The organism is Saccharopolyspora erythraea (assembly GCF_018141105.1).
GTDB lineage: Bacteria > Actinomycetota > Actinomycetes > Mycobacteriales > Pseudonocardiaceae > Saccharopolyspora_D > Saccharopolyspora_D erythraea_A.
Genome location: NZ_CP054839.1, coordinates 7971127 through 7990853 on the forward strand (window position 1 = coordinate 7971127; position 19727 = coordinate 7990853).

Annotated in this window: 19 protein-coding genes; 10 read left to right on the forward strand and 9 right to left on the reverse strand. The window is 72.6% G+C overall.

All coding sequences use genetic code 11. The features are described 5' to 3' along the window. Positions 1-18: 18 nt before the first annotated feature. Together HUO13_RS35935 and HUO13_RS35940 are read left to right on the forward strand one after the other, a co-directional pair. Entirely contained in the window at positions 19-1146 is a 1128-nt protein-coding gene (locus HUO13_RS35935; protein ID WP_211899278.1) for a pentapeptide repeat-containing protein, read from the forward strand. 163 nt (positions 1147-1309) lie between these two features. Then, entirely contained in the window at positions 1310-2338 is a 1029-nt protein-coding gene (locus tag HUO13_RS35940; protein ID WP_249124320.1) for a pentapeptide repeat-containing protein, read from the forward strand. A 46-nt stretch (positions 2339-2384) separates the two neighbouring features. Here the strand turns inward: HUO13_RS35940 and purL are convergent, their stop codons facing one another. Genes purL through purS form a run of 3 tightly spaced genes read right to left on the reverse strand, consistent with a single transcriptional unit; the run spans position 2385 to position 5610 of the window. Next, a complete protein-coding gene (gene purL, locus HUO13_RS35945; protein ID WP_211899279.1) occupies positions 2385-4676 on the reverse strand; it encodes a phosphoribosylformylglycinamidine synthase subunit PurL in 2292 nt (763 codons plus the stop codon). Then, positions 4673-5374: a phosphoribosylformylglycinamidine synthase subunit PurQ gene (gene purQ, locus HUO13_RS35950; RefSeq protein WP_211899280.1), complete on the reverse strand. Its 702-nt coding sequence runs from the start codon at positions 5372-5374 to the stop codon at positions 4673-4675. Before purQ ends, purL begins: the two co-directional genes overlap by 4 nt. Then, positions 5371-5610: a phosphoribosylformylglycinamidine synthase subunit PurS gene (gene purS, locus HUO13_RS35955; RefSeq protein ID WP_211899281.1), complete on the reverse strand. Its 240-nt coding sequence runs from the start codon at positions 5608-5610 to the stop codon at positions 5371-5373. The genes purQ and purS overlap by 4 nt, the downstream gene beginning before the upstream one ends. A gap of 275 nt (positions 5611-5885) precedes the next feature. Between purS and HUO13_RS35960 the strand changes: the two genes are divergently transcribed. From HUO13_RS35960 to HUO13_RS35970, 3 genes are all read left to right on the forward strand, one after another. Further along, complete coding sequence (locus tag HUO13_RS35960) at positions 5886-6293, forward strand: hypothetical protein (RefSeq protein WP_211899282.1); 408 nt, start codon at positions 5886-5888, stop codon at positions 6291-6293. Between the two features lie 70 nt (positions 6294-6363). Then, positions 6364-7365, forward strand: coding sequence for an NAD-dependent epimerase/dehydratase family protein (locus HUO13_RS35965; protein WP_211899283.1), 1002 nt, complete (start codon positions 6364-6366; stop codon positions 7363-7365). A 73-nt stretch (positions 7366-7438) separates the two neighbouring features. Next, a complete protein-coding gene (locus HUO13_RS35970; RefSeq protein WP_211899284.1) occupies positions 7439-8074 on the forward strand; it encodes an MBL fold metallo-hydrolase in 636 nt (211 codons plus the stop codon). 88 nt (positions 8075-8162) lie between these two features. Here the strand turns inward: HUO13_RS35970 and HUO13_RS35975 are convergent, their stop codons facing one another. From HUO13_RS35975 to HUO13_RS35985, 3 genes are all read right to left on the reverse strand, one after another. Next, positions 8163-8564, reverse strand: coding sequence for an ATPase (locus HUO13_RS35975; protein ID WP_211899285.1), 402 nt, complete (start codon positions 8562-8564; stop codon positions 8163-8165). Positions 8565-8676: 112 nt separating this feature from the next. Beyond that, on the reverse strand, positions 8677-9441 hold the full coding sequence (locus HUO13_RS35980) for a DUF2334 domain-containing protein (protein ID WP_211903388.1): 765 nt from the start codon (positions 9439-9441) through the stop codon (positions 8677-8679). 180 nt (positions 9442-9621) lie between these two features. After that, complete coding sequence (locus HUO13_RS35985; protein ID WP_211899286.1) at positions 9622-10515, reverse strand: phosphoribosylaminoimidazolesuccinocarboxamide synthase; 894 nt, start codon at positions 10513-10515, stop codon at positions 9622-9624. A gap of 76 nt (positions 10516-10591) precedes the next feature. Here HUO13_RS35985 and HUO13_RS35990 point away from each other — a divergent pair, with 76 nt between their 5' ends. Together HUO13_RS35990 and HUO13_RS35995 are read left to right on the forward strand one after the other, a co-directional pair. Further along, positions 10592-11254 carry a TenA family protein gene (locus HUO13_RS35990; RefSeq protein WP_211899287.1) on the forward strand — a complete coding sequence of 221 codons (663 nt, stop codon included), beginning with the start codon at positions 10592-10594 and terminating at the stop codon, positions 11252-11254. Positions 11255-11373: 119 nt separating this feature from the next. Further along, positions 11374-12120 (forward strand): hypothetical protein, encoded by a 747-nt coding sequence (locus HUO13_RS35995; protein WP_211899288.1) that lies wholly within the window; start codon positions 11374-11376, stop codon positions 12118-12120. Positions 12121-12150: 30 nt separating this feature from the next. Here the strand turns inward: HUO13_RS35995 and purB are convergent, their stop codons facing one another. The 3 genes from purB to HUO13_RS36010 all read right to left on the reverse strand — a co-directional run bounded on the left by purB (position 12151) and on the right by HUO13_RS36010 (position 15200). Then, positions 12151-13584, reverse strand: coding sequence for an adenylosuccinate lyase (purB, locus tag HUO13_RS36000; protein WP_211899289.1), 1434 nt, complete (start codon positions 13582-13584; stop codon positions 12151-12153). A 225-nt stretch (positions 13585-13809) separates the two neighbouring features. Continuing rightward, positions 13810-14658 carry a hypothetical protein gene (locus HUO13_RS36005; protein WP_211899290.1) on the reverse strand — a complete coding sequence of 283 codons (849 nt, stop codon included), beginning with the start codon at positions 14656-14658 and terminating at the stop codon, positions 13810-13812. Further along, a complete protein-coding gene (locus tag HUO13_RS36010) occupies positions 14658-15200 on the reverse strand; it encodes an RNA polymerase sigma factor (RefSeq protein WP_211899291.1) in 543 nt (180 codons plus the stop codon). The genes HUO13_RS36005 and HUO13_RS36010 overlap by 1 nt, the downstream gene beginning before the upstream one ends. 398 nt (positions 15201-15598) lie before the next feature. Here HUO13_RS36010 and HUO13_RS36015 point away from each other — a divergent pair, with 398 nt between their 5' ends. The 3 genes from HUO13_RS36015 (at position 15599) to HUO13_RS36025 (ending at position 19449) form a co-directional block, all read left to right on the forward strand. Continuing rightward, positions 15599-15853, forward strand: a complete 255-nt coding sequence (locus tag HUO13_RS36015; RefSeq protein ID WP_211899292.1) for a hypothetical protein — start codon at positions 15599-15601, stop codon at positions 15851-15853. Positions 15854-15955: 102 nt separating this feature from the next. Then, positions 15956-17689, forward strand: a complete 1734-nt coding sequence (locus tag HUO13_RS36020) for an ABC transporter transmembrane domain-containing protein (RefSeq protein WP_211899293.1) — start codon at positions 15956-15958, stop codon at positions 17687-17689. Further along, positions 17686-19449, forward strand: coding sequence for an ABC transporter ATP-binding protein (locus HUO13_RS36025; protein WP_211899294.1), 1764 nt, complete (start codon positions 17686-17688; stop codon positions 19447-19449). The genes HUO13_RS36020 and HUO13_RS36025 overlap by 4 nt, the downstream gene beginning before the upstream one ends. Positions 19450-19727: the final 278 nt, after the last annotated feature.

Below are 19727 nucleotides of genomic sequence, written 5' to 3' on the forward strand. Positions count from 1 at the left end.
AGGCGCGATGATCACGCCATGCGTGATCGCCGCCTGCCGTTGACCATCACCCTCGCGGTACTGGCGCTGGCCGGCGCCAGTACCGCGCTGCTGGTTTTCGACCCCCGCGTGAACAGTGCCGACGCGCTTCGCACCGGAGGTCTCGCGGCCGGTTCGGTCGTCGCGCTCTACGCGCTGTGGCTCAACGACCGGCGCCGCGTGGTCGAGGAGCGCCGCCAGGAGCTCGAAGCCGAGCGGCAGCGGCTGGACAGCGAGCGCTACGCGCTGGAGCAGCGCCGCCAGGAGCTGGAGGACCGGCGCACCGGGCACGACCGGGAACGCGTCGCGGACGAACGCTTCGCCCGTTCCGTCGAGCTGCTGGGCCACGACGCCGACCAGGTGCGGGTAGGCGCGCTGCACGCGCTGGCCGGGCTGGCCGCCGGCAACCCGGCCTACACCCAGACCGTCCTCGACGTGCTGTGCTCGTACCTGCGCAGGCCCTTCGACCATCCGAAGTGGACCTCGCCCGGCGACCTGCCGGAGGACGATGCGGACTGGCCGGAGATCCCGCACGAGCTGGAGCGCGAACGGCACGTGCGCCAGACCGCGCAACGCCTGATCACCGACCTGCTGCCCACCACCGGCGACGACGACCCCGTGGTCTACGACCTCGACCTGACCAGGGCGTGGCTGGAGCGCTTCAACCTGTCGAACCGGGTCGTCGGGCGGATCGCGGCCTACAGGTGCCGGTTCCGGCACACGACGAACTTCAAGGGTGCGCGGATCCACGGCGACGTGGCGTTGCGGGACAGCCGCTTCCTCGGGCGGATCCGCGCCGACGGCGCGGTGTTCCTCGGCGGGCTGCAACTGCACGGCTGCGCCACCTCCGAGCCGTGCAGCTTCGACGGCACCGAGTTCCACGGCACGCTGGACCTCAAGCACGTCGAGGCCGCCGAGTGCTTCTACCTGCGGGGGACGTTCTTCGGAGGTGAGCTGGACCTGCGCCACGCCCGCCTCGACGGCGGGCTGGAGTTCTCCCCGGGCACCGAACCCACCCGGACGCACCTGCACGACATCCGGGTGTCCGGGGAGTCGTCGGTGCCGGTGGGCTGGGAGCTGGTCGCCTCCGCCGATGACGGCTACCTGGTCAGGGAGTCCGCCGCGTGAACTCGCGCCGGACCTCGGCGAACAGGGGCGCCGAGGGCACCGGCCGCCGAGTGCAGCGCCGTTCGAGCGCGGCGGTCTCGCTGCTCGCCTGGGGGTGTGCCCACTGGCACCGACAGTCCCCGTTTCGCCACGTGGATGATCACGGACCCCGATAATCATCCGCATGGGTGAACGCAGGGCGGGGCTGGTCGTGACGATCGCGCTGGCGGTGCTGGCACTGGTCGGTGTCAGCTCCGCGTTGCTCGCCCTGGACCCCCGGACCACCGGCGCGGACGCGCTGCGGACCGGCGGGCTCGCGGCGGGGTCGATCGTCGCGCTCTACGCGCTGTGGCTCAACGACCGCAGGCGCCGCGTCGAGGAGCAGCGGCAGGACGTCGAGCGGCAGCGCCAGGAGCTGGAGACCCGGCGGGCGGAGCTGGACCGCGACCGCGTCTCCGACGAACGCTTCGCCCGCGCCGTCGAACTCCTCGGCAGCGAGGCCGACCAGGTCAGGGTCGGCGCGCTGCACGCGCTCGCAGGGCTCGCGCGCAGCAATCCCTCCTACACCCAGACCGTGCTCGACGTCCTGTGCTCCTACCTGCGGCGGCCGTTCCTGCACCCGCGCTACGGCGACGCACCGGCGAAACCGGACGACGACGGCGAGTGGCCCGGTCCGGCCACCGCCAACGCCGAGCGCAAGCTCCAGGTCCGGCTCAGCGCGCAGCGGATCATCGCCGATCTGCTGCCTGCCGCCGACGACGTCGCAGCGCCGCGCTACGACCTCGATCTCACCGGCGCCACGCTGGAGTACTTCGACCTGTCCGGCCGCCGGATCGGCACGATGACCCTGCGGTATGCGCGGCTCTACAGCACTACCAACCTGAGCCGCTGCGTCGTCACCGGCCCCGCGTGGTTCACCGGAATGACGACGGGATCAGGACGGCTGTCGAGTCTTTTTCGCTGCACCATGACGGAATTCCAGGACCGGGCGTGGTTCAGCAGGGTGCACTTGCACGGCCGGGCCGAATTCGACGGAACCACTTTCGGCGGCAGGACGAAGTTCGCGGACTCCACAGTGGAGGGATCGCTGGCGATGACCGGCTGCGTCTTCGCCGGCGAAGCGAACTTCAAAGCCGTCCGCCTCGCCGGTCGCGTGGACGTCGCAGGCACCACCTGGCAAGGGGAGGTGCCGGAACTCCGAACGGACCCGTGAGTCTTCCGGGCCGCCATGGCAGCCGGAAGACCCACGGGCCCGGACCTCAGCCGAACAGCTTCGGCAGGGTGCCCTCCCACGCCTCGCGGAGCTCGGCGAGCGGGATGTCGGCGATGTCCTGGATCTCCAGGCTCTTCGAGCCGGCGTCGGCGACACCGACCTTGGCCCACGGCAGCGAACGCGCCGAGCACATCTCGGTGAACCGCAGCTCCTCGCTGCGCGGCACCGCGACCAGCACCCGGCCGGCCGACTCGGAGAACAGCCAGACGAACGGGTCCGCGTCCTCCGGGAGCACCACGCGCGCACCGGTCTCGCCGATCAGCGCGGTCTCCACCAGCGCCTGCGCGAGGCCGCCCTCGGAGAGGTCGTGCGCCGCGGAGATCATGCCGTCGCGGGAACCGGCGACCAGCACCTCGGCCAGCAGCTTCTCCCGGGCCAGGTCGACCTTCGGCGGCGTGCCGCCGAGGTGGTCGTGCACGACCTTGGCCCACTCCGACCCGCCGAACTCCTCGCGGGTCTCACCGAGCAGGATCAGCGTCTCGCCCTGCTCACCGCCGATGCCGGTGGGGATGCGGCGGGTCACGTCGTCGATGGTGCCCAGCACGCCGACGACCGGCGTCGGCAGGATCGGCTTGCTGCCGGTCTGGTTGTAGAAGCTGACGTTGCCGCCGGTGACCGGGATGCCCAGCTCCCGGCAGCCGTCGGCCAGCCCGCGCACCGCCTGCTGGAACTGCCACATCACGCCCGGGTCCTCCGGCGAACCGAAGTTCAGGCAGTTGGTGACCGCCAGCGGCGTCGCACCGGTGGTGGCGACGTTGCGGTACGCCTCGGCCAGCGCGAGCTGCGCGCCCGCGTACGGGTCGAGCCTGGTGTAGCGGGCGTTGCAGTCGGTGGCGACCGCGATGCCGCGGCCGGTCTCCTCGTCGATTCGCAGCACGCCGCCGTCCGACGGCTGGGCGAGCACGGTGTTGCCGCGCACGTAGCGGTCGTACTGGTCGGTGACCCACGCCCGCGAGCAGAGGTTCGGCGAGGCGGCCATCCGCAGCACGGTCTCGCGCAGCTCGTCCGCCGTGGACGGCCGGGCCAGGGTCGCCGCGCTGTCGGCGGAGATCAGGTCCTGCTCGGCCGGGCGCTCCACGGGCCGCTCGTAGACCGGGCCCTGGTGGGCGACGGTGCGCGGCGGCACGTCCACCACCAGCTCGTCGTGCCAGTAGATCTCCAGGTTCTCGCCCTCGGTGACCTCGCCGATGACGGTCGCGGTGACGTCCCACTTGGCGCACACGTCCATGAAGGCGTCCACATCGGACGGCTTCACGACCGCGCACATGCGTTCCTGGGACTCGCTGGAGAGGATCTCGGCCGGGTTCATCCCCTTGGCGCGCAGCGGCACCTGGTCCAGGTCCACCCGCATGCCGCCGTCACCGGCGGAGGCCAGCTCGGAGGTGGCGCAGGAGAGCCCGGCGCCGCCGAGGTCCTGGATGCCCACGACCAGGCCCGAGTGGTACAGCTCCAGGCAGCACTCGATGAGCACCTTCTCGGCGAACGGGTCGCCGACCTGGACGCTGGGCAGCTTCTTGCGGCCGGCGCCGCTCTCGTCGCCCTCGAAGGTCTCCGAGGCCAGCACCGAAACGCCGCCGATGCCGTCCAGACCGGTCCGGGCGCCGAACAGGATGATCTTGTTGCCGGTGCCGCTGGCGTGCGCGAGGTGCAGGTCCTCGGTCTTCATCACGCCGACGCACATCGCGTTGACCAGCGGGTTGCTCGCGTAGCTCTCGTCGAAGACGACCTCGCCGCCGATGTTGGGCAGCCCCAGGCAGTTGCCGTAGCCGCCGACACCGGCCACCACGCCCGGCAGCACCCGCTTGGTGTCGGGGGCGTCGGCGGGCCCGAAGCGCAGCGGGTCGGCGACCGCGACCGGCCGCGCGCCCATCGCCATGATGTCGCGGACGATGCCGCCGACACCGGTGGCCGCGCCCTGGTAGGGCTCGACGTAGGAGGGGTGGTTGTGGCTCTCCAGCTTGAACGTCACCGCCCAGCCGTCGCCGATGTCGACCACCCCGGCGTTCTCGCCGATGCCGGCGAGCATCTTCGCCTTCATCTCCGAGGTCGTGGTCTCGCCGAAGTACTTCAGGTGCACCTTCGACGACTTGTAGGAGCAGTGCTCGCTCCACATCACCGAGTACATCGCCAGCTCGGCGTCGGTGGGCCTGCGGCCCAGGATCTCCCGGATGCGGGCGTACTCGTCGTCCTTGAGCCCCAGCTCCGCGTAGGGCTGCGGGGTGTCGGGAGTGGACTTCGCGTGTTGGACGCTGTCCACGTGCAGGTCGGTGTCGGTCACGCTGCCACCAGTGCATCCAGAACGGACAGGAACATGCCGAGGCCGTCGTCGGTGGGCCCGGTCAGCGGGTCGATCGCGTGCTCGGGGTGCGGCATCATGCCCGCCACCCGGCCGCGGGCGTCGGTGATGCCCGCGATGCCGCGGCGCGATCCGTTCGGGTTCTCCCCGGCGTAGCGGAACAGCACCCGGCCCTCGCCCTCGAGCTCGTCGAGCACGGCCTCGTCGGCGACGTAGTTGCCCTCGCCGTGCTTGACCGGGATCAGCAGCTCGGCACCGCGCTCGTAGCGGGTCGTCCAGGCGCTGGTGTTGTTCTCCACCTTCAGCCACTGGTCGCGGCACACGTAGTGCAGGCCCTCGTTGCGGGTGAGCACGCCGGGCAGCAGACCCGCCTCGCACAGCACCTGGAAGCCGTTGCACACGCCGAGCACCGGCATGCCCTTGCCCGCGGCCGCGACGATCTCGGTCATCACCGGCGCGAACTTGGCGATCGCGCCGCAGCGCAGGTAGTCGCCGTAGGAGAACCCGCCGGGCACCACGACGGCGTCGACACCGCGCAGGTCGTGGTCGCCGTGCCACAGCGGCACGGCCTCGGCGCCGGCGCGGCGCACCGCGCGCTGGGCGTCGACGTCGTCGAGGGTGCCGGGGAAGGTGACGACACCGACCCTGGCGCCCGCGCTCGAGCCCTCCGCCGGGCTCATGCGTCCACCCGCCGGACGGCGAAGTCCTCGATCACGGGGTTGGCGAGCAGGGTCTCGGCGATCCTGGCGAGCGTCGCGTCGTCGACGGAGTCGGCGACCTCCAGCTCGAAACGCTTCCCCTGGCGGACTTCGGAGATCCCCTCGAAACCGAGCCGGGGCAGCGCGTTGGCCACCGCCTGACCTTGGGGGTCGAGGATCTCCTGCTTCGGCATGACGTCGACAACGACTCGGGCCACTGGTGCTGCTCCCGGTTTCCGTGCGGATCCACCGGCTGCTCGCGAGCCGGTCGGATGGCCAGCAGTACTTTGAAAGGGTAACTGACCTGGGAGTTCGCCCGTGAGGACAGGGGCGCCGAGCTGCGGCGTGGCTCACGGCCCGGGCTGCTCGCCGCCGGTTCCCGACATCACGGTTGAACTTCTTGTTGAACCTCCACCCGGGCCAGGCGTCTTACGGATGTGGAAGGCGGCGAGCGACCGGCTCGGCCGAACCCGGACCCGGGGAGGAAGCACCCATGCGCAAGCCAACCGTTCTCGTGACCGCCGCCATTGCCTGCGGCCTCGCCTTCGCGTCCGCTGCCCCGACGCTCGCAGTTCCGGCGACCGCGCCCGCCGCCGCGGTGCAGGCCGCCGGGCAGCCGGGGCTGACCGCCGACCTCTCGGTGGTCCGGGCGGGCAACACGCTGCACCTGGACCTGGACCACGGCCAGGAGGCGGTCAGCTGGATCTCGTCACCGGCCTTCGTCCGTGACGCCGAACACCCCATGGGCGCCGACGAGGGCGTGGCCCGCATCGTCGGCGACCGCGACGGCCACGCCTCGGCGGTCGCCACCGTCGCCGACGTGCCGCCGGGCGTGTACGAGGTCCGCACCCGCGTCGGCGGCGGCGTCGGACCGAGCACGACCATCACCGTCGTCGAGTGACCGCCGAGGCCCGCGTTCGCCGGTAGCGAGAACGGTCGCCGACGCGGAGATCGCGGGCCAGGGTGATCGCATGAGACTCCTCGTGCTCGGTGGAACCGAGTTCCTGTCCTACGCGGTCGCCGCCGACGCCGTGCGCCGCGGCCACGAAGTCGTGTGCGCCGCGCGCGGCGTCACCGGCCCGGTGCCGGAAGGCGCGCGCCTGGTCAAGGTCGACCGAGACGCCCCTGGGAGCGTCGACGTGCTCGCGGGCGAGCGCTTCGACGCCGTCGTGGACGTCGCCAAGATGTCCTACCCGTGGGTGCGGGACGCGCTGGCGGCGGTCGGCTCGACGGCCGGGCACTGGACGTTCGTCTCGACGGTCAACGTCTACGCGGAGACCGCGACGGCGACCGGCGAGCTGCTGGAACCGCTGACCGAGCCGCCCGCCGAGATCCCCGACGACCAGCTCGCCGGGGTCTACGGCGCGATCAAGGTCGCGAGCGAGAACGCGGTGCGCGACACCGTCGGCGACCGCGCGTTCATCGTCCGGCCCGGGCTGATCACCGGCGCGCGGGACGCCACCGACCGCTTCGGGTACTGGGCCGCCCGGTTCGCGCGCGGCGGCCGGGTGCTGGTCCCCGACGAGCCGGCGCAGCCGATCCAGCACATCGACGTCGTGGCGCTGGCGAAGTGGATCGTCGACTCCGCGGAGCAGCGCACCACCGGCACCTTCGACGCCACCGGGCCGGTCCTCGAGCTGGGCTCCCTGCTGCGGGAGGTCGCGGTACTCGTCGCGCCGGAGGACACCGAACTCGCCGCGGTCGCACCCGCCGACCTGGCCGAGGCGGGCGTCAACCCTTGGTCGGGCCCGAAGTCGCTGCCGTTCTGGGCACCGAAGACCCACTACGGCGTGGTCACCCGCGACGGCTCCGCCGCCTGGGGCGCCGGGCTCGGCATCCGGCCGCTCGTCGGCACCGTCCAGGACGCCCTCGACACCGAACGCCGGCTCGGCACCGACCGGGAGCGCAAGGCCGGGCTCACGCGGGGGGAGGAGGCCGCCCTGCTGGCCGACTTGCCGCAACGCGCCTGGTGAGGAGTCCTATCGCGCCCGCGCCGCTGTGGCAGAGTGACAACCGGAATCGACGCGGGCGAGAAAGGGCGCGAAGGTGCAGATCACCCACTTCGGACATTCCTGCGTGCTGCTGGAGACCGGTTCGGCGCGGCTGCTGCTGGACCCCGGCACGTTCTCGCCGGGCTTCGAGGACCTGCGGGACCTCGACGGCGTCCTGATCACCCACCAGCACCCGGACCACCTCGACTTCGACCGGGTGCCCGCGCTGCTGGAGCACAACCCGCACGCCCGCTTCATCGCCGACCACGGCTCGGCCGAGATCGCCGAGAGCAAGGGCTTCGGGGTCACCACCGCCTCCCCGGGGGACACGCTGTCCTTCGGCACCACGACGGTCGACGTCGTCGGCGGCAAGCACGCCGTGATCCACCCGGACCTCCCGCTGGTAGACAACATCGGCTACCTGGTCGACGGCGGCGCCTTCTACCACCCGGGCGACTCGTTCCACGTGCCGCAGCAGCGGGTGGACGTGCTCGGCCTGCCGACGGGCGCCCCGTGGCTGAAGCTCTCCGAGGCGGTGGACTTCCTGCGCGCGGTCCGGCCGCGCGTCGCGGTGCCGATCCACGAGGCGGTGCTGGCCCGCCCCGAGATGCACTACCGGATGTTCGAGCAGCTCGGCCCCGAGGACACGACCGTGAACGTCCTCGACCGCGAGGTGCCGACCCGGTTCTGACCCGCGCTGTCGCCCTGCTGGGAGGCAGCGGCCGTGATGCACCCCGTCTCGTGAGGGGGCTCACGGCCGTGCTTCCCGCCGGTCGGGATCAGTCGTCGCGTCCGGCGACGTCGTCGGCGTCGTCGTGGTGGTCGTCGCGGTCGTCGGCCGGGTCGTCGAACCGGTCGTCGTGGTCGTCGGCCGGGTTGTCGAACCGGTCGTCGTCGTACCGGTCATCGCAGTCGTCGAAGCGGTCGTCGGCGTCGTTGTCGAACCGGTCGTCCCGATCGTCGAACCTGTCGTCATCGAACCGGTCGTCCCGGTCGTCGTCGACGCAGGGCCCGGCAGCCGGGCCCTGGCCGGGCACCGCACCGGGCTGTCCGGGCGCCTGCTGCTGCGCCGGAGGCGCGCCGGTCTCGCCAGCCAGCGCCACACCGGCGCCGCCGAGTCCCACCGCCGCCGTCACCGCGGTCGCCACCAGCCAGGCCCGCTTCGTGTTGCGAATACGCATGATCTTCCGCCTCGGTTCCTTCAGATCGGCTTCTCGCCCTGACAGGAACCAGCATCGGAGAAGCCGGTGAGATGCCCCTGAACCCGCTGTGAAGGGCTTTTCATCTGCCCGTTCAGCTCGACAACGGGTCGGTGTTGCGCAACCGGTGCTGCGGTTCGCGGGGACGCGGGATGCGCACCGGCCCCGCGTAGGAGGCGTAGGTCGTGGGCCGCGCGCCGTGGTGCAGGGCGAGGTCGACGGCGTCCAGCACCGCCTGCCTCGGCCCGCTTCGCCGCAGGCCGGCGGCGTCCACCGCGATCCGGATCATGCGCCCGCGCCGGGCTGCGCGTCCGACGCCCAGCACCAGGGCTCGGCACCACCACGGTTCGGCGCGCTCACCGGAGCCGAGCGAGTGCACGCGGGCCCGGTGCACCCGGCCGGCCTCCAGCTCCCGGACCGCCAGCGCGTCCGCGCACACCGCGAACCCGTGGCGCCGCAGCGCCATGAGCGTGCCGGGGGAGGCGAACCACCTCGGCGGCACGAAGGTGTCCGTGCGCAGGCCGAGCTGGTCGAGCATCGCCAGCGCGGGCAGCAGCCGCAGACCGGCCTCGTGCGCGGGGATGGTGGCGAACTCGGCCCTGCGCAGCGTCGCCGCCGGGCGTCCGAGGCGGCTCAGCACGCCCGTCGCGGTCTCCCCGCGCCCGAATCCGTGCAGCTCCACGGTGTCCCGCCCGCGGCGGCGGTGCCGGATCCAGTCCAGCAACTGCTCGTCGGCGCCCGGCCTGGGCGCGAACAGCAGCGACAGCGGTACCCGGCGGCGATCCATCTCGGCGGCGAAGTCCGCGCAATGGTCCAGGACCCGGTGGTCGAGCCCGGACAGCGAGACGACGAGCGGCATGCTCACGGCACACCATTGGGCACTCCGCCGGTGACCTGCGCCTGACCCGCAGATGTCCGGCGGGAACAGATCCGGCGAATCCAGCGCTACCGCCGGCTCGGCAGGCTGCCGGGAGGCGCAATCAGCGGCCGGGTGGCGCAGTCGGCGACCCGGTGGCGCAGTCGGCGGCCGGTCGCGCGGTCAGGCCGCCGGGGAAGGCCAGTCGGCCAGGTCCAGCCCGGTGATCCGCTCGTACGCCTCGACGTAGCGCGCCCGCGTCGCCGCGACGACGTCGCCGGGCAGCGGCGGCGGAGGCGTGTCCGAGGCCCGGTCCCACCCCGACTCGGCCGAGGTCAGCCAGTTGCGCACGTACTGCTTGTCGAACGACGGCTGCACCTCGCCGGGCTCGTAGCCGTCGGCGGGCCAGTACCGCGAGGAGTCCGGGGTCAGCACCTCGTCGCCGAGCACCAGCGACCCGCCGTCGGCGACGCCGAACTCGAACTTGGTGTCGGCCAGGATCACGCCCCGCTCGCGGGCGTGCTCGGCCGCCCGCCCGTACACCCGCAGCGTCAGCTCGCGCAGCTCGGCGGCCCGCTCCTGGCCGACCGTCCCCGCGACCGCCTCGAAGCTGACGTTCTCGTCGTGCTCGCCCAGCTCGGCCTTGGTCGCCGGGGTGAAGATCGGCTCCGGCAGCCGGGAAGCCTCGGTCAGGCCCTCCGGAAGCACGACCCCGCACACCGCGCCGGTGCGCTGGTAGTCCAGCAGCCCGGAGCCGGTCAGGTAGCCGCGCGCGACGCATTCCACCGGGAGCATCTCCAGCCTGCGCACGATCAGCGCGCGGCCGCGGACCTCGGCGGGGATGCGCGGGTCGTCCCAGGCGACCAGGTGGTTCGGGACGACGTCGGCGAGCAGGTTGAACCAGAACACGCTCATCGCCGTCAGCACCCGGCCCTTGTCCGGGATCGGCGTGCTCAGCACGTGGTCGAACGCCGAGATGCGGTCGGATGCCACCAGGAGCAGGTGTTCGTCGTCCACGGCGTGCAGCTGGCGGACCTTGCCTGCCGCGATCTGGGGGTAATCGGCGAGTGCAACCACGTGGCGGATTCTCCCCTATCGGGGGCAGGCCCCGGCCGGACGGGGCTGGTATGACTGGCTGGCGAGGAGGATTGCCGTGACCGAGACATCCGCACCGTCCTTCACCGAGTGGCTGCGCGGCCGCAGCGAACCGGACTGGACCGCCGTGACCACCCACCCGTTCACCGACGCGCTGTTCGAGGGGCTGGTCCCGACCCCGAAGATGCGCTCCTACCTGGTGCAGGACTTCCAGTTCGTCGACGACTTCCTCGCGCTGCTGGGCTCGGCGCTGGCCAAGGCGGACCGCCACTCGTCCCGGCTGACCATCGCGGCCAGCATCGCCGTGGTCACCAGCGAGGTGAACACCTACTTCCAGCGCTCCTTCGACGCGCTCGGCGTCGGCGAGTCCGACCGGACGAGCCCGGCGCTGGACCCGGCGACGGTGGCGTTCCGGGAGCTGATGGCCGACACCAACGCGCGCGGCGGCTACGCCGACGTGCTGGCGGTGCTCACCGTCGCGGAGTGGAGCTACCTGGAGTGGGCAATGCGGGCACCCGCCGCCGCGCCGGAGAACTTCGTGCACGCGGAGTGGATCGAGCTGCACCGCAACCACGACTTCCGGCAGTGGGTGCAGTGGCTGTGCGGGGAGCTGGACCGCGTCGGCGCCGCGCTCGACGAACGCGCGCGGGCGCGCTGCCTGCGGCTGTTCCAGCAGGCCACGCGCTGCGAGCTGGACTTCTTCAACGCGCACTGGGACTGACTCACCGCCGGCGTTGGGCCATACCGGTGAACACCGGCGGGACCGGCCGGACCCGCCGCCGCCCGGCCCGATAATGCGCCCCACGACAGCCGCGGGGCCGCGGCGGGAGGGCGCGGGCGATGGAACCGGCAGCGATCGACGCGCGGCTCGGCAGGCTGCTCAGCACACACCCCGTTGACAACCGCCGCCGCTGGTGGACCGGCGCGGTGGCGCTCGCGGCGGGTTTGGCCGGGGTGGGGCTGCTGGCGTTCTTCATCCTGGCGGCGGTGCCCGGGTCGGGCCGGGTGCTGGGTGTCGCCCTGGTGCTCATCGGCGGCGGACTACCGGTGGCGGCGATCCGGCTGTCCCGGGCCGTTCGCGGCGGGCGGCGGGAGGCGGTCGAGCTGTACGAGCACGGCCTGGCACGCCGCGCCCTGCTCGGACGCCGGAGCTGGACGTGGCAGGAGGTGAGCTCCCTGGCCCCGTCGCCCCGGCACTTCCCCGTCGCATCCCTGCCGTGCACCGTCAGGTTCACCGACGGGTCCAAGGTGGTGATCGACGACCGCACCGCCGACGGCGCCCGGATCGGCGAGGCGCTGTTCCGCCACTGCCCCGACGCTCCAGGTCACATGCCGCGTTGGGACGGCGAAGCCGCCGCGCTCTGGGGGCTGCCCCTGCTGGCCCTCGCTTCCGGCGCGGGAATAGTGCTGATGATCCGCTACATCGTCATTTACGACGGGGTGACCGTGGAAGGCCCTCCCGGCGAGCGAGACATCCCCGTGCTGAGCGACAGCATGGGTGCAGCGCTGGCGGCGGGAATCCTCGCCTGCATCGTCGTGCTGGTCATGTCGCTGTCGTTGTTCTTCTTCCTCTGGCGCGACCGGTAGGCGGGCGGCGGTCGCCGCCCGCCCGGCAGGTCAGAGGATGGGCGACGGGGTGTAGGCGGCCGCGCCGGGGTAGCGCGCGGCGATCGCCTCCACCTGCGCCACCACGTCGCCGACCTGCGCCGCCGCCGCGCCGGTGAAGGCCAGCCGGTCGGCGAGCAGCGCCTCCAGCGCCTCGCGGTCCAGCGGCAGCCGGTCGTCGGCCGCCAGCCGGTCGAGCAGGTCGTTGCGCTCGGCGCCCTTCTCCCGCATGGCCAGCGCCACCGCAACCGCGTTCTCCTTGATCGCCTCGTGCGCGGTCTCGCGGCCGACACCGGCCCGCACGGCGGCCATCAGCACCTTGGTGGTGGCCAGGAACGGCAGGTAGCGGTCGAGCTCGCGGGCGACCACGGCGGGGAACGCGCCGAACTCGTCCAGCACCGTCAGGAACGTCTCCAGCAGGCCGTCGAAGGCGAAGAACGCGTCGGGCAGCGCCACCCGGCGGACCACCGAGCACGACACGTCGCCCTCGTTCCACTGGTCGCCCGCCAGCTCACCGGTCATCGACACATAGCCCCGCAGTACCACCGCCAGGCCGTTGACCCGCTCGCACGAGCGCGTGTTCATCTTGTGCGGCATCGCGCTGGAGCCCACCTGGCCGGGCTTGAAGCCCTCGGTGACCAGCTCGTGCCCGGCCATCAGCCGGACCGTGGTCGCCACGTTGGAGGGAGCGGCGGCGAGCTGGGCCAGCGCGGTCAGCACCTCGTAGTCCAGCGAACGCGGGTAGACCTGGCCGACGCTGGTCAGCGCCCGGCCGAAGCCGAGGTGCTCGGCGACCCTGCGCTCCAGCTCGGCGAGCTTGGCCGGGTCGCCGCCGAGCAGGTCGAGCATGTCCTGCGCGGTGCCGACCGGTCCCTTGATCCCGCGCAGCGGGTAGCGGTCGAGCAGCTCCTCGAGCCGCCGGAAGCCGACCAGCAGCTCGTCGGCGGCCGTGGCGAAGCGCTTGCCGAGGGTGGTGGCCTGCGCCGCGACGTTGTGCGAGCGACCGGCCATGACCAGCTCACCGTGCTCGGCGGCGAGTCTGCCGAGGCGGACCAGCACGGCGACGACGCGGTCGCGGACGTGCTCGAGGCTGCGGCGCACCTGGAGCTGCTCGACGTTCTCGGTGAGGTCGCGCGAGGTCATCCCCTTGTGGACCTGCTCGTGCCCGGCGAGCGCGTTGAACTCCTCGATGCGGGCCTTCACGTCGTGGCGGGTCTGGCGCTCGCGCTCGGCGATGGAGTCGAGGTCGACCCGCTCCAGCACCCGCTCGTAGTCGGAGAGCGCCTGCTCGGGCACGTCGATGCCGAGGTCGGCCTGGGCGCGCAGCACCGCGAGCCAGAGCCGCCGCTCGAGGACGACCTTGTGCTGGGGAGACCACAGCTCCACCAGCTCCGGCGAGGCGTAGCGGGCGGCGAGCACGTTCGGGAGGTTGGGCTTGACCGTCACGAGCAGCCAGGATACTGCCGCCCGCGGCGGCGGGGGCGCTCACCCCGCTGCCGCTGACCAGGTCAAACGTCCGACGACCGGTCGGAGCGCGGGCCGCGGGCCGGTGGAGCGCACGTCGGCGCGGGAGCGGTGGGTCCCGCCCGCACGTCGGCGCGGGAGCGGTGGGGTCCCGCCCGCACGTCGGCGCGGCCCGGTGGCGGTCCCGGGCGACCGCCACCGCAGTGGTCAGCGGGAGAGGGTCAGCAGCGGGTCGGTGGCGAGCGTGGCGAGCTCCTTCGAGCTCATCGCGGGTTCGGAGGTCGTACTGGTGATCACGCGCTCCAGCTCGAACGCGGGTACCCCGGCCTCGGCGGTCGCGAAAGCGGCCGAGGTCAGCACGGCGCTTCCGTCGGTGCGGAAGTGGTAGACGTCGTGCACCGGCGTCCCCGTCCCTTCGGAGCGGAACCGGGTGAGCACGTCGACGAGGAGCGATCCGTCGGACTGCGGCCAGCTCCGGCAGTCCAGCACCGCCTTGTACTGGTCTTCCTGGGCGCACGACTCGCGCGCCGACAGCCCCGCGGCACCGGGCGCGTAGACGGTGGTCTCCAGGCGCACCCTGATCGGTGCGGTCCCCACGCCGGGGCTGGTGACCGGGCGGACGAAGTCGGCGGAGACGTTCACGCTGGCCGAGCCGCCGCCGTCGGCCGCGGGCACGAAACCGGTCCGGCGGCCTGCGCGGAACCCCCTGGAGTCCGGGACCGCCCGCGACACCATCCGCGTGAGGTCGGCCTCGAGCCGCGCGGCGCGCGCCGCCAGTTCCGGCTCGCTGATCCGCAGCGGAGCCATCGCCTTCGGCGGCCACTCCACCGGACGCGCGGCGGGCGGTGCGGCCGGGGTCAGGCCGGAGTCGGTCAGCCATGCGGGCACCAGGCCCGCGACCACCGCCACCACGACCGCAGCGACCGCCGCGGCCGTCGTCCGGCGGCGCCGCTGCCGGTGCGCCGCCTCGGCCACCACGTCGTCGGGGTCGAACCCCAGCGGCGGCTCGTCGGCGACGGCGGTCCGCATGCCCTCGCGCAGCAGTTCCGGATCCATCACGCACTCCTCCTCGCGCCCGCCCCGGCCAGGTCGGGAGCGGTTCTGGCGATCGCGGCCCGCAGGTTGCGCAGGCCGCGCGACGCCTGGCTCTTGACCGTGCCCTCGGAGCACCTGAGCGCGGCGGCCACCTCCGCAGTCGGCAGGTCCTCCCAGTAGCGCAGCACCAGCACCGCCCGCTGCCGCGGCGGGACCTCGGCCAGCGCGCGCAGGACGAGGTCGCGCGCCTGCGCTCGCTGGCCCGCCACGGCCGGGTCGGCCAGCGGGTCTCCCGGGTCGGGCACGACGCCGTCGCGGTTCTCCGAGCGACGCCAGGGCTTGCGCCGTTCGTCGAGCCACACGCGCATCAGCACCTTGCGCGCGTAGGCGTCGGCCGCGTCCCCGTCGACCCGTCGCCAGGCGCGGTAGAGCTTGAGGAGGGTGTTCTGGACGAGGTCCTCGGCGAGGTGCCAGTCACCGCACAGCAGGTACGCCGAGCGGCGCAGCACCACGGCACGGCTCGTGGCGAACTCGCGGAAAGACCGTTCCTCTTCCGCCCGCATCGGCCTGATCCCCTTTCCGCGCCACCACCTCGTAGTACGGACCGCGCAGGGAGGGGGTTGCACGTGCGGTGGACGCGCGGGCGGTGGGGTGGTTGCCAAGCGGCGGGAACCCGCTACCCGCGGGGCCGATTCGGATGTGATGATCGTCATGCCGGTCGCGCAAGGGACCGTCTGGAGCGGCAGGCGACTGCGTTCAGAACAGCACGAATGACCAGATTTCACGCATATCGACGCTTCGTCAGCTCGCCGGACCGGCGAACAAGCCTATTCGGAGAACGTGCTATTCCTTAATTGAAGTGTAAATAGTAGCCAGGTCGGCGGCCGAATGTCAGGCTGTTCACCAGTTCGTCGTTCAGCGTCAACCGACCGAAAAACAAACGAACGGATGGTCTGGTGAAATGTTCGGCCCGGATCGCCACGACGTGTTCTGGATCGTCGGGTCCGGCCTGAAGCTCAGGCACGCGACCAAGATGCGCCCCGGCGCGGTGTACTCCGGCCAGCAGGTGCCCACGCTCTGCGACGACCTGATCAAGGTTCCGCAGGCCACGCCCAGCGGCCGGGAACCGAACTCGAAAAGCGTCACCGAACGCTGCCCGCAATGCGCCGAAGAAGCCGATCGCCGCGGCTTGTCCACGATCTCCTGGGACTTCTGAGCGGCTCCGCCCGGACTTGCGGGCACGTCCGCATGCGCGGCGGTGCGACGGCGCGAAAATGAGTCGCCGCGCTGACCAGGCCGGACTACCGTTTGGTCCGCCATGACTCCCGATACGCGCGGTTCATCCCGTTTCCTGTGGTCGCTGCTGCGGCGGCGCCCCTGGCTGCCTGTCGTCGCGGTGCTCACCGGCGCGCTCTGGATGCTGCCGACCGCGCTGATGCCCCTGGCGATCGGCAACGCGATCGACAACGGCATCCGCACCGGGGACGCCTCCGTGCTGCTGACGTGGCTGCTCGTCGTGCTCGGCCTCGGCGCGGTGCAGACGGCCGGCTCGGCCGGCCTGGAATGGGTCTCGCACACGATGTGGATCGACGCCGCGGCCACCTCGCAGCGGCTCGCGCTGGCCCACGTCGCCCGCCTGGGCGGCACGCTGACGCGCAAGGTGCGGGCGGGCGAGGTCGTGGCCATCGGCTCCTCCGACATCTACCGGATCGCCGCGTTGTTCGAGGTCGTCGGGCGGGCCGCGGGTTCGCTCGTCTCGTTCGCCATCGCCGCGGGCGTGGTGCTGGCGCTCTCGCCGCTGATGGGGGCCGTGGTGCTGGTCGGCGTGCCGCTGGCGACCATCGGCATCGGCCCGCTGCTGTCGCCGCTGCACCGCCGGGAGGAGGTCCAGCGCGAGCGGGTGGCCGACCTCAACGCGCTGGCCACCGACATCGTGTCGGGCCTGCGCATCCTGCGCGGTGTCGGCGGGGAGTCGCGGTTCCACGCGCGGTTCGTCGATTCCAGCCAGCGGGTGCGCGCGGCGGGCGTGGCGTCCGGACGGGTGGAGGCGTGGCTGGCCTTCGCCGAGATCCTGCTGCCCGGCCTGGTCACGGTGCTGGTCACCTGGCTCGGCGCGCGGCTGGCGCTGGCCGGCACGATCTCCGTCGGCGAGCTGGTTGCCTTCTACGGCGTCTCGGCGTTCCTGGTGATCCCGGTGCGCACGGCGACCGAGGCCGCCTACTCCTACGCGACCGCGAAGGTCGCCGCCCGCCACATGTGCGACCTGCTGCGCACCCGGCCCGAGCCCGGACCGCCGGAGCGGCCGAGGCCGCTGGACACCGGTCCGCTCGCGCTGCGCGACGAGTCGCGCGGCCTGGAGATCGCCGCGGGCGAGCTCACGGTGATCGACGCGGGCGCTGACGGGGAGGCGCTGGCGGAACGCCTGGCCGGCCACCGGTTCGCGCTCGACGGCGACGCGGCGAGCGGTGCTTCCGACGGCGGACGCGAGCAGAGCGCCGGGTCCGATGGCCACCCACCGCAAGCGAACGCACGCGCCGCCGCGAAGAACGGTTCCGATCACCGGACTGCGGAAGCGAACCCGCGGGCCGCCCACGGACGCGTGCTGGCCAACGGCGTCCCGCTCGACGAGGTCGCACCGGCGGAGCTGCGCCGCCGGATCGTGCTGGCGCACAACCAGGACCTGCTGTTCTCCGGCCCGGTGCACACCGAGCTCGACCTCGGCACCGCCGTCGACGTGCCGACCGCTCTGCACGCCGCCGACGCCCACGACGTGATCGACGCGCTGCCCGCCGACGCGGTGCTCGACGAGCGGGCGCGGTCGCTGTCCGGTGGCCAGCGCCAGCGGCTGGTGCTGGCCAGGGCGCTGTGCTCGGACGCCGACGTCCTCGTGCTCGACGAGCCGACCTCGGCGGTCGACGCGCACACCGAGGCGCGGATCGTGCGGCGGGTCCGCGAGCTGCGGGCCGGGCGGACCACGGTCGTGGTCAGCCAGAGCCCGCTGTGGCGGCAGGCCGCCGACAGAACCGCGACGCTGGAAGGACGGAGCTCGTGAACACCCGGCTCCCGCTGGCCGACCAGCGCGCCGTGCGCGACTGGGTCTGGCGCACCGCGCTGGCCAACCGCGGTGCGTACGCCGTGATGATGGCGCTGTTCATCTCCGCAACCGTCGTCGGGCTCGCAGGTCCGCAGCTGCTCGGCATGCTGGTCGACTCGGTCGTGGCGGGCGCGTCGACAGTGCGGGTGGACGTGCTGGCCGGCGTCTTCCTGGCCGTGCTGGTGGCGCAGGCGCTGCTGGCACGGGCCGCGCGGATGCGCGCGACGCTGCTCGGCGAGCAACTGCTGGCCAAGTCGCGCGAGGGGGTCGTCGGCCACGCGCTGAGGCTCCCGCTGAGCACCGTGGAGTCGGCGGGCACCGGCGACCTGCTCAGCCGCTCCACCACCGACGTCGACCGGCTCGACTACACCGTGCGCAGCGCGGTCCCGGAGATCACCGTCGCGCTGATCACCCTCCTGCTGACCGCGGTCGCCATGGTCGTGACCTCACCGCTGCTGGCCTGCGGGATGCTGATCGCGGTGCCCCTGATCGTGCTGAGCACCCGCTGGTACTACCCGCGCGCCCGGCCGGTGCTGCAGGGCGTGCTGGCCGGGTGGGCCGAGGTGCAGTCGAGCACCCACGAGTCGGTCGAGGGCGCGCGCACCGTGGACGCGCTGCGGCTCTCCGAACGCCGCATCGCGCACAACGAGCGTGTGCTGGGCAACGCCGTCGGCAAGGAGAAGCGGCACCGCAACCTGCTCACGATCTGGCTGCCGTGCCTGGAGATGTCCTACGTCCTGCCGATCGGGGCCATCCTGCTGATCGGCGGCTGGGCGTACGCGGCGGGTTCGGTGGAGCTGGGCACGATCACCACGGTCGTGCTCTACGCGCAGGCGATGTCGAACCCGCTGGACGAGCTGCTCGCGTGGATCGACGAGCTGCAGATCGGCAACGCCGCGCTGCGCCGGATCCTGGGCGTCGGCCGCGCACCGGTCAGCGGCCCCGGCGAGGGCGGCGCGGCCGTCGAGCGCGACCGCGGCCACGACCTGTCCGTGCGCGGCGTGCGCTTCTCCTACCGGGAGGGACAGGAGATCCTGCACGGCGTCGACCTGACGGTGGGGGCCGGGAAGCGCCTGGTCATCGTCGGTCCATCAGGTGCGGGCAAGTCCACGCTGGGGCGGCTCGTCGCCGGGGTCAACGCGCCGGACTCCGGTTCGGTGGCCTTCGGCGACACCGAGATCACCTCGCTGCCGACCGACCGGCTGCGCCGCGAGGTCGTGCTGCTGACCCAGGAGCACCACGTGTTCGCCTGCTCGCTGCGGGACAACCTGTGCCTGCCCGCCGGTGACGACGGCTGGAGCGACGAGCGGCTGCTCGCCGCGCTGGAGACCGTCGGCCTCGGCGAGTGGGCGTCGCGGCTGCCCGAAGGGCTCGCCACCGTGCTCGGCGCGGGCGGGCACCCGGTGCCCGCCGCCGTGGCGCAGCAGATCGCCCTGGCCCGCGTCATGCTCGCCGACCCGCACACCCTCGTGCTGGACGAGGCCACCTCGCTGCTGGACAACGAGACCTCGCGCGACCTGGAGCGCTCGATGTCGACGCTGCTGGCGGGCCGCACCGTGATCGCCATCGCGCACCGGCTGCACGCGGCGCGCGACGCCGACCAGGTGGCGGTGATGGAGTCGGGGCGGATCGTCGAGCTCGGCACCCACGCGGAACTGCTCGCGGCGGGCGGCTCCTACGCCGAGCTGCACCGGGCCGCGACCCCGGAACGCGCCTGACGCGGGCCGCGTCGCCGGGCGCCGAACCCCAGAGCCTGTTTTTGATCTTTGAAGCGGCGTCAGCCGCTTGGCCCACCTACGCAACCGGCACCGCAGCGGGTTCTCAAGTGTTCTCTCGCGAGGACAGCTCTTTCGTGGCGTATCGGCATACATGAGAAAGAGATCCCGCGGCGAGAGAACGCCTGAGGTTCCGCCGCCCACACCCCCCAGCAAGGCGGGTTCAAAAACAGGCTCTCACCGCACCGCAACCCGCACCTGACGCGGGATTGGCCGCGGCC

Bases quoted from the DNA above. Each gene is read 5' to 3' on its own strand.
- HUO13_RS35935 (WP_211899278.1), top strand. From the start codon at position 19: ATGCGTGATCGCCGCCTGCCGTTGACCATCACCCTCGCGGTACTGGCG.
- HUO13_RS35940 (WP_249124320.1), top strand. From the start codon at position 1,310: ATGGGTGAACGCAGGGCGGGGCTGGTCGTGACGATCGCGCTGGCGGTG.
- purQ (WP_211899280.1), bottom strand. From the start codon at position 5,374: ATGAGCCCGGCGGAGGGCTCGAGCGCGGGCGCCAGGGTCGGTGTCGTC.
- HUO13_RS35960 (WP_211899282.1), top strand. From the start codon at position 5,886: ATGCGCAAGCCAACCGTTCTCGTGACCGCCGCCATTGCCTGCGGCCTC.
- HUO13_RS35965 (WP_211899283.1), top strand. From the start codon at position 6,364: ATGAGACTCCTCGTGCTCGGTGGAACCGAGTTCCTGTCCTACGCGGTC.
- HUO13_RS35975 (WP_211899285.1), bottom strand. From the start codon at position 8,564: ATGCGTATTCGCAACACGAAGCGGGCCTGGCTGGTGGCGACCGCGGTG.
- HUO13_RS35980 (WP_211903388.1), bottom strand. From the start codon at position 9,441: ATGCCGCTCGTCGTCTCGCTGTCCGGGCTCGACCACCGGGTCCTGGAC.
- HUO13_RS35995 (WP_211899288.1), top strand. From the start codon at position 11,374: ATGGAACCGGCAGCGATCGACGCGCGGCTCGGCAGGCTGCTCAGCACA.
- HUO13_RS36005 (WP_211899290.1), bottom strand. From the start codon at position 14,658: ATGGATCCGGAACTGCTGCGCGAGGGCATGCGGACCGCCGTCGCCGAC.
- HUO13_RS36010 (WP_211899291.1), bottom strand. From the start codon at position 15,200: ATGCGGGCGGAAGAGGAACGGTCTTTCCGCGAGTTCGCCACGAGCCGT.
- HUO13_RS36015 (WP_211899292.1), top strand. From the start codon at position 15,599: ATGTTCGGCCCGGATCGCCACGACGTGTTCTGGATCGTCGGGTCCGGC.
- HUO13_RS36020 (WP_211899293.1), top strand. From the start codon at position 15,956: ATGACTCCCGATACGCGCGGTTCATCCCGTTTCCTGTGGTCGCTGCTG.